This is a genomic window from Lysinibacillus sp. NPDC056959, from assembly GCF_042674095.1.
Taxonomy (GTDB): Bacteria; Bacillota; Bacilli; order Bacillales_A; family Planococcaceae; genus Lysinibacillus; species Lysinibacillus zambalensis.
The window spans coordinates 24,294-31,205 of the sequence record NZ_JBHURE010000036.1 but is presented as its reverse complement, the minus strand read 5'-3'; the positions used below and the strand labels follow the sequence as shown (position 1 = coordinate 31,205).

Annotated in this window: 8 protein-coding genes; 4 read left to right on the top strand and 4 right to left on the bottom strand. The window is 35.8% G+C overall.

Annotation, left to right across the window (positions count from 1 at the left end):
• Positions 1-222, top strand: a 222-nt coding sequence (locus ACFTQ7_RS23390; protein WP_386831558.1) for an IS3 family transposase, incomplete at its 5' end; no start/stop codon positions are given.
• 275 nt (positions 223-497) lie between these two features.
• Here ACFTQ7_RS23390 and ACFTQ7_RS23385 read toward each other — a convergent pair.
• The 4 genes from ACFTQ7_RS23385 to ACFTQ7_RS23370 are packed head-to-tail and all read right to left on the bottom strand — an operon-like array spanning position 498 to position 3,166.
• Entirely contained in the window at positions 498-1,202 is a 705-nt protein-coding gene (locus ACFTQ7_RS23385) for a hypothetical protein (RefSeq protein WP_386831556.1), read from the bottom strand.
• Positions 1,199-1,918: a hypothetical protein gene (locus ACFTQ7_RS23380; protein ID WP_386831554.1), complete on the bottom strand. Its 720-nt coding sequence runs from the start codon at positions 1,916-1,918 to the stop codon at positions 1,199-1,201. Before ACFTQ7_RS23380 ends, ACFTQ7_RS23385 begins: the two co-directional genes overlap by 4 nt.
• Positions 1,902-2,795, bottom strand: coding sequence for an ATP-binding cassette domain-containing protein (locus ACFTQ7_RS23375; protein WP_386831552.1), 894 nt, complete (start codon positions 2,793-2,795; stop codon positions 1,902-1,904). The genes ACFTQ7_RS23380 and ACFTQ7_RS23375 overlap by 17 nt, the downstream gene beginning before the upstream one ends.
• Positions 2,792-3,166, bottom strand: coding sequence for a GntR family transcriptional regulator (locus ACFTQ7_RS23370; RefSeq protein WP_349661867.1), 375 nt, complete (start codon positions 3,164-3,166; stop codon positions 2,792-2,794). Before ACFTQ7_RS23370 ends, ACFTQ7_RS23375 begins: the two co-directional genes overlap by 4 nt.
• Before the next feature lie 463 nt (positions 3,167-3,629).
• Here ACFTQ7_RS23370 and ACFTQ7_RS23365 point away from each other — a divergent pair, with 463 nt between their 5' ends.
• From ACFTQ7_RS23365 to cccB, 3 genes are all read left to right on the top strand, one after another.
• Entirely contained in the window at positions 3,630-4,859 is a 1,230-nt protein-coding gene (locus ACFTQ7_RS23365; protein ID WP_386831550.1) for an EAL and HDOD domain-containing protein, read from the top strand.
• Between the two features lie 648 nt (positions 4,860-5,507).
• Positions 5,508-6,356, top strand: coding sequence for a YitT family protein (locus tag ACFTQ7_RS23360; RefSeq protein ID WP_079563783.1), 849 nt, complete (start codon positions 5,508-5,510; stop codon positions 6,354-6,356).
• Positions 6,357-6,408: 52 nt separating this feature from the next.
• The gene (cccB, locus tag ACFTQ7_RS23355; RefSeq protein ID WP_386831547.1) at positions 6,409-6,726 is read left to right on the top strand and encodes a cytochrome c551; all 318 of its coding nucleotides are present in this window, start codon (positions 6,409-6,411) and stop codon (positions 6,724-6,726) included.
• Positions 6,727-6,912 lie beyond the last annotated feature (186 nt).

The following is a 6,912-nucleotide window of genomic DNA, read 5'->3' as shown; positions in this document are numbered from 1 at the left end:
CAGTCCATGTCACGCCGTGGAAATTGTTGGGATAATGCACCTCAAGAATCATTCTTTGGGCATTTTAAAGATGAAACAACTATTAGAACATGTGAGACGTTAGAAGAAGTAAAGAAAGAAATTAAGAGTTATATGATTTACTACAATCATTATCGAGGGCAATGGAATTTAAAAAAGCTACCGCCTGCAAAATACAGACAGCAGCTTCAAAAAGTTTCCTAACCTTTTTTTAAATGTCCTTTACAAAGGGTACAATTTAAGTGAAAGAAGATCACTTAGGACTGTCCTTTTTTACTCATCACTAAAACGAAAGTTCTTTTCTGTACGAAAGCTAGTGTTAACATAGCGGCAGATGTTATCACAGGACTTGATACTCTAGCCTTCTTGCCCTATTCGTTTGCATTTTAGGATATCGTCTGGAACGCTGATTCTCAAGCAAGTCGCATCATATATAGTTTATGCTTTAACGCTAATTATTGGGGATGATCTATTTTTTACTATTCTAAATAATAGATAAGACCTTGAGAATCTTCTACTTCTGTACCGCGTGGTATGTCGATAACTAAAATATTTGAATAGGAATTATCCATTTCGTATCGTTCTGCCCCTCGATTAAAATCTAAGAAGCCTATTGTTGCTTTTAAATGATAATAATTTACTAGTTGTTTAGAAAGAGATTCAATAAATAACTGGTTTTGTGCCACATATACATCAGGTAGTGGTACTTCGTCAGAAAGATCGACACCATTTATTATGAAAGGAAATTGATAATAGGTAATAAGAGCTTTCCCCGATTCAATATTGTCATTATAACGTTGTCGAATATTCAAGCTTAAATTATTGTCATCACTATTTATTACAACAGGTAATGTATCTCCATCAAAGTCAATTTCCCATGTTTTCTTTTTGTAGTCTGAAGTTAAATACGAAGAATTGAATTCTTGATCATACTTTTGGATTTGATCAAATTTTTTCTCAACTTGTTTAATATCAGAAGGAGAAAGTACTGGTATTTTTGAATCTGAAAAAAAGCTAATATAAATGAAAGCAGTGAGTCCTAGAATGATATAACTAGTAATGCCAATCATAATACGCTTTGGGGTCCAAATTCTTTTAGTTTTATTACCTAATTTACTTAGTATTTGAAAAATAGCAATTACGAGTAGTATTGAAGTAAAAAAGTATATTGTAGTTACTATCATTTACGAGACACCTCCGATTTATTAGCAATCCAAATAGTGAGGCTAAAGCATAGTGTAGCCGCAAGCAAGCAAAGAACACTAATCACAAGATTTGGTAGCATCATTAGAGGAATAATGTTTGGTGCCATAAAAATGTAAATAAAGCTAAACACCATAAAAGTAGATAGAAATATTTTTATCACTAAGGGCCCTTTGATGCTGGTGCCAAATAGTAAGCCGATTGCACCAAATAAACAAATGCTACTGAAGCATAATATGAATGTTGCTGGTGAAATAAATAGACCTTCTTTCACAAAAGATTCCTTTTCCACTAACAAAATCCCTAATACTTGTAAATAGTAAGTCGAAATCATAATAATGACTGCAATAAAACTGTACATGATCATGACAAATATATTTGCGATGGCGCTTGATGTCCGACTAGAAATAACGGATAAATCATCAACTCGATACGCTTTTGTGGTAAAAAGAAGTGCTACGATAAATGCCCAAATGGCTGAAACAATAAGAAATGTATCGAGTGAATAAATTGAAAATCGAACATCTAAATTTCCATGTCCATAACCAGAAGAGGCACTTCCAGAGCTAGATGTTAAAACGCCAAAAATGATTTGTACAATAACCAAGGAGCTAAGGGCAGAAATATTTAATTTTGCTTTCCATTTCACTTGTTTTTTTACAATTGCTTTAAGTGAAATATTAGTCAAAGATTGCATCAATATCACGTCCTTTTTTAGTTGTTAAATACATGCAAACTTCACTTGCAGTAAGGGCTGATACTTTGATGCCTTTTGTTCGAAGTATTTCTTCTGAGACGAATAGTTTACTAGCATCTACTACAGCTGAGGTCATCCCTGCTACAATCTTTTGAGCGTAAACTTCAGTCTCAGAGAGCAGATCTGCAAGTTCATCACTTGGTCCGTGAAGTGATATGAGCTGTTCCTTAAATTCATCCAATGGCGCGTGGGCAATGACGGAGCCTTCATCTATTAATAAAATTTCTTCTAAGATAGATTCCATCTCTTGTAAATGGTGACTAGTAATTAAGAATGTCCGTGGAAATGCTAGGTATTCCTTTAAAATTGCTCTGTGAAAATCTGTACGAATCGCTTCGTCCATACCATTCATCGGCTCATCTAAAATGGTTAGTGCACAGCGACTTACTAATCCGTAAACAAGATTAAAGGTTGCCAATTGACCTTTAGATAGTTGCTGGTGCTTTGCTGTAAGGTCGATACCCGCATAATCGAGCATGCGATGAGCTAATTCATTTTGCCAATTAGGATAAAAATCAGCTCCCATCTTAAGAATATCTTCGAGCGACAAGTAATCTGAGAAGCTTAATTGATCATCGATAAAAATCATATTGGCAGCTGTTTGAATATTATTAAAGGGATTTTCATTAAATACTTTACATGAACCAGTCGTAGGTTTTAGATAGCCTGCAAAAATATTCAGCAATGTCGACTTACCTGCACCGTTGCGACCAATAATGCCGATAATTTTTTCTGCATCAATAGTGCAGGTTACACGTTGCAGTGCTTGACGACGTCCAAAGCTTTTAGATAACTCCTTACATTGAATAATATTCATTCCAACCCCTCCTGTGTTTTTCGAATAAGCACTAGCAATTCTTCATCAGATACAAGTAAACGTTTTGCCTCTAATACGATCTCTTGTGCCATTTTGGTCAATATTTCGTTTCGACGTTTCAATAAAATTCGTTCCTTAGCATCTATAGTCACAAACATTCCTAACCCCCGTTTTTTATATAAAAGTTGCTCTTCCAGTAAAATTGTCAATCCCTTACCAGCTGTGGCGGGATTTATATTGAATAACTCAGCTAGTTGGTATTGTGAATAGACTTTCTGGTCTGCTTGTAATCGATCGGCAATGATTTCGTGCTGCAGCCATTCAGCAATTTGTATATAAATCGGTGTTGTACCATCTAGATGAACGTGCATCGAAAAACCCCCTTTCGTTGCTACAAAATATAGTGCATTAGTGTTGTGATGTACTATACATCGAAATTTGGTAAATGTCCACATGAAAAGATAATATTTTACAAATTTATATAAGTGAGGTTTGAGTGAATTTGAAAAGGCAGATCGGCAAAAGGAATAATAGTTTATTATGAGTAAATTGGAGTTTTGGGTAACGATTTTTTTGAAACTCATCAACGAGTGTTGAGGATGATACATACTGAGGATTAGGGACTAGGAGACCCCTTAGGGATAGGATCATAGTGGCTCATCGTACGCCACCAATGGACCGAAAATCACTATGCTATATGGGCGATTTATTTTATTGTATATAATGTTAATTATTGTTAGTCGATTTTTAGACAGTTACTTGAATGATAAGCAGATAGTGCTGAAAAATGCTATAATAATGTTACTAATAACTAGAGAAATGGGGGGCGACGAAATGGAAGTATTTATCGGCAGACAGCCAATTTTTAACCTTCAGGAACAAATCGTTGCATATGAATTATTATATCGCAGCAAAAACGTGAATGCTTTTCCAATGGTCGATTCAGATGCTGCCACAATTGATGTATTAGTAAACTCATTTCTTTTAATTGGCATTGAAGAGGTAACAAAAGGAAAACCTAGTTTTGTTAATTTTACAGAAAACTTACTTATGAGTTCTTTAAATGAATACATAAATCCATCGCAAGTTGTTATTGAGATTTTAGAGGATGTCCCTATTACAGCTCAGTTAGTTGAGAGAGTTATTGAGCTCAAATCATATGGGTTTAAAATAGCATTAGATGATTTTATTTTAGATGATCAAGTACAAGTTTATGATGAGTTATTCACTTATATCGATTATATAAAAGTTGACTTTTTATCGTCACCACTACTGAAGCGAATGGAAATTGAAAATATAGTGAAAGAAAATTTCCCTCACATAAAATTGCTCGCTGAGAAAGTAGAGACACGTAAGCAATTTGAAGTGGCGAAGCATTCTGGTTATGAATTGTTTCAAGGCTATTTTTTTGAACAACCTCAAATAATTACAGCAACCGATATACCTGCGAATACAATTCAATATTTATATATTATTACGCTATTAAAAGAAGAGGAACCTAATATACAGTTATTAGCGGAAAGTATTGAGCGTGACATTTCATTAACATATAAATTATTGCATATGGTTAATAATTCAGAGTTGCGTTCTAAATCCAAGGTTCGTTCGATTAAACAAGCGATTATATTACTCGGGGTTCCAAATTTACGAAAGTGGATTTATTTATTGGCGATGCGAGAAATTGACAGAAATACTGATAATGATCTGTTTAAAGAAGTCATGCGTACATCTTTATTTAGAGCAAAGGTATGTGAGAAATTAGCCAAGCTTTCCTATAAGAAAAATTTCTCTGAATATTTTTTAGTTGGGATGTTTTCATTAATAGACACGATGTTGCAAAGACCGCTGAATGTCATTTTACAGCAGCTACCTTTTTCAGAAGACGTTACAGCAACGCTTTTAGGTAATCAAACTGAAATGACACCTTATTTGGAATTCAGTACTGCGTTAGGCAAGTTAGATTGGTCTACATTAGAAAGATTAGCTACTCAGTTTACTATTGATTTTTCAACTATTGATCTTTTATACAATGAATCCATGGAGTGGGCAGAAAAGTCTTTATAAAAATAAGAATCAATCTTCGTTTGTTTAGTGGAAAAAGCCGTTAAGTATATATTTTAGTGAAAAGTCAAAAATAAGTTATCTTTAAATTTTTTAAGGTAGCTTATTTTTTTTGTTTTTAATAAGCCAGCTTGCCATTAGTTGATCTTCGTTACGACTGGGCGACTCCTTGGGGATTAGCAATAGAGGAACGAAGGCTAAAAGCATCATATCCTGTAACGCTTTCGTGACCAACATCGGTGCCGCTTCGTTAGCACTACGCTTTCGCGCAAAAAACATCTGTTGGCCCGAGACCCTGCAGCGAGCAAGTAGGGGAACGAAGGCTAAGAGCATCACGTCCTGTGATAACGCCTTCGTGACCAACATCCTGTTACCCCGACGCCCCCAGGAAGCTTTGCTCTGCGCGAAAGCGAAGCGGCAGCGGCAAATGTTTTTTGTAGCGAAAGCAAAGCGGCAGCAACAAAGCCCCCAGTCGGAACGGAAATCAACCACACGTTATGATGATGAATCTAATTGTCATAGATGTAATACATAATGCAAACTATAAAAATACATGTTCCTTCATCAAGACGAAGTTCTCAATGCGAAAACTATTTGCTATAATCATCTCGTCTTTAAAAAATTCTGAAAGTTGAAGTGGGCGTGGGGGAAGTGAATCAAATTCATGATGTAAGGGAAAGCATTGTGGAGTATGTATACGTCATAGTAGGAGCTGCAATTATTGCCATCGGCTTTAATGTATTTTTACTGCCAAATCAAGTAGCTTCTGGCGGAGTAAGCGGGATTAGTACAATTTTAAACGGTTTATTTGGTTGGAATCCTGGCTTAGTACAATATGCATTTAATATTCCATTATTTATAGCAGGTATATTATTACTTGGAAAGAAGTTTGGGATAAAATCGTTTATTGGAACAGTGACATTACCGTTCATTGTATTACTAACGAACAGTTGGAGTCCTTGGACAGATAATCCTTTACTCGGTGCACTATTTGGGGGGATTGTAGTCGGTATAGGAATAGGACTTGTTTTTAAGGGGAATGCTTCTACTGGTGGCACTGATTTACTAGCGCAAATTATTACAAAGTATACTGGAATAACGCTTGGTACAAGTGTACTTTTAATTGATGGGATTATCGCAATTAGTGCAGCAATTGTTTTTGACTTAGAGAAAGGTTTGTATGCCCTGATTGGACTTTATGTCACGACAAAAACGATTGATATTATTCAGCTTGGCTTTAGTCAGTCTAAAATGATTTACATTATTACAATGAAACAAGATGAGGTACGTGATGCCATATATGCCGAGATCAATCGAGGAGTGACAAAGTTGCCTGCAATAGGTGGCTATACAGGGGAAGCGCGACCAGTTTTGATGGTTGTGGTTTACCAAACAGAATTCACAAAGCTGAAACAACTCATTAAAAACGTTGACCCATCAGCGTTTGTGATCGTTTCTAATGCTTATGAGGTGTTGGGAGAAGGTTTCAAACGTGCATAACTTTGGTATAATGTCGGGGAAAGATACTTATTTACTTTGAGGAGGGTCCCTAATGAAAAAGGCAATGTTAACAGTAGCGATTGGTTCAGCAATCTTCTTAGCCGCTTGTGGTGGAGGTAAAACGGCAGATGAAGGTTCAAAAACTGCTGCTCCAGATGGCGAAACACTTGCTATGAAATCTTGTATTACTTGCCATGGTGGTGAACTACAAGGCCAAGGAAATGCACCACAAATTAATGATGCTGGCTCTCGTTTTTCGGAAGCTGAACTTTTAGACGTTATAGAAAATGGTAAAGGTTCAATGCCTCCTGGTATTGTTAAAGGCGAAGATGCAAAAGCAGTTGCTAAATGGTTGGCAACTCAAAAATAAAATGATCATGAAACTAGCGGGGGTGGAGAACCGCTAGTTTTTTTATGTGTAGAAGTTTTAGTCATGAAGAAAGAGTGTAAATATAGTTCTTTTAAACTTAGACATGCTAAAATAAAGTGAAACTGCAATCAGTAAGCTGATTGCTAGTTGAACCAATCGGGTGTATACAGCCAGTTAATTGCCACG

Excerpts from the sequence above, each read along its gene's own strand:
- ACFTQ7_RS23385 (WP_386831556.1), bottom strand. The coding sequence starts at position 1,202 with ATGATAGTAACTACAATATACTTTTTTACTTCAATACTACTCGTAATT.
- ACFTQ7_RS23380 (WP_386831554.1), bottom strand. The coding sequence starts at position 1,918 with ATGCAATCTTTGACTAATATTTCACTTAAAGCAATTGTAAAAAAACAA.
- ACFTQ7_RS23375 (WP_386831552.1), bottom strand. The coding sequence starts at position 2,795 with ATGAATATTATTCAATGTAAGGAGTTATCTAAAAGCTTTGGACGTCGT.
- ACFTQ7_RS23370 (WP_349661867.1), bottom strand. The coding sequence starts at position 3,166 with ATGCACGTTCATCTAGATGGTACAACACCGATTTATATACAAATTGCT.
- ACFTQ7_RS23365 (WP_386831550.1), top strand. The coding sequence starts at position 3,630 with ATGGAAGTATTTATCGGCAGACAGCCAATTTTTAACCTTCAGGAACAA.
- cccB (WP_386831547.1), top strand. The coding sequence starts at position 6,409 with ATGAAAAAGGCAATGTTAACAGTAGCGATTGGTTCAGCAATCTTCTTA.